Source organism: Oleiphilus sp. HI0128, assembly GCF_001635365.1.
Genome location: NZ_LWGG01000306.1, coordinates 1 through 1,191, shown reverse-complemented (window position 1 = coordinate 1,191; position 1,191 = coordinate 1). Strand labels below are relative to the sequence as shown.

Sequence of the window (1,191 nt, the reverse complement as noted above, 5' to 3'; positions counted from 1 at the left end):
AACCTGGTCACCCATTTCATCAAACAGTGCTTTAACTTGGTCTGCATCATTATAGGTAAGGGTGATTGTATGCTCGGCGACACTCGCAGGTACTCCAGGTGAATTAGGCACGCCAAGCGTTAGCGCGCCAGAGCCTGCTTTAACGAGTAGCGAGTCAGCATGCCCGTGATAACAGCCTTCGAACTTAACGATTTTATCGCGTCCGGTAAAACCACGCGCCAAGCGAATAGCGCTCATGGTTGCTTCGGTTCCCGAACTCACCATACGAACCATTTCAATAGAAGGGACAAGTTCGCAAACCTTTTTCGCCATGATGGTTTCGATTTCAGTTGGCGCACCGTAGCCCAAGCCGTGGTCTAGTTGCGCTTTCACGGCAGAGATTACATCCGGGTTGGCATGGCCCAAGATCATTGGTCCCCATGACGCGACATAGTCGATATAGCGCTTGTCGTCGGCATCTACTAAATAGGCGCCTTCACCGCGTTCAAAGAAAATGGGAGTACCTTCAACACCTTTAAATGCGCGCACCGGGGAGTTTACGCCGCCTGGGATCACACTTTGGGCATCGTTGAAAAGATCTTCGGATCGAGACATATTGGAACCTGTTTCTAAATTAATAAGTTTGAATTTGTTTAAATGCGGCGCTTAGCGCCAGCGCAGCTTGGTAGATATCTGCCTGGCCAAAGAGACTATTAATGACCGCAATATTATGAGGAGGAGTATCTCTGAAGCGAGCAATATTGTCTATGCTAATACCCCCAATGGCTAGTACGGGAATACTCAATTGCAGTGCTTGCTTGAATGTTTCCAGGCTACATGGAGGCGCTTCTGGCTTAGTTTGTGATTCAAAAAAACGACCAAAAGCACAGTATGATGCGCCTTGGTTAATACAGTCCTGAGCATATTGCAGGTCACTATGGCAGGTAACGCCAATGATCTTTTTGTCGCCGAGTGCTTGCCGTGCTTCGCTTAAGTGGCCGTCAGATTTTCCAAGATGCAGCCCATCTGCATCGCTGTCGAGGGCCAGGGCCAGGCTGTCATTAATGATTAGTGCTGCCTGGTACTTATGGCACAAGGCTTTGAGTCGGAGTGCCTTGGCAAGCGCCTGATCTGGCTTTGATTGCTTATCCCGATATTGGATAACACGGCAGCCACCTTTAAGCGCACTTTCTACCCCGGTAAACAGAGACT

General features: G+C 49.1%; 2 protein-coding genes. Both read right to left on the bottom strand.

What is annotated here, in order from left to right:
* Window positions 1–594: aminotransferase class III-fold pyridoxal phosphate-dependent enzyme (locus A3763_RS03890; RefSeq protein WP_156494888.1), on the bottom strand; the 594-nt coding region annotated here is incomplete at its 3' end.
* Window positions 595–613: 19 nt separating this feature from the next.
* The coding region (gene thiE, locus A3763_RS03885) for a thiamine phosphate synthase (RefSeq protein ID WP_068759902.1) at window positions 614–1,191 on the bottom strand (578 nt) is incomplete at its 5' end.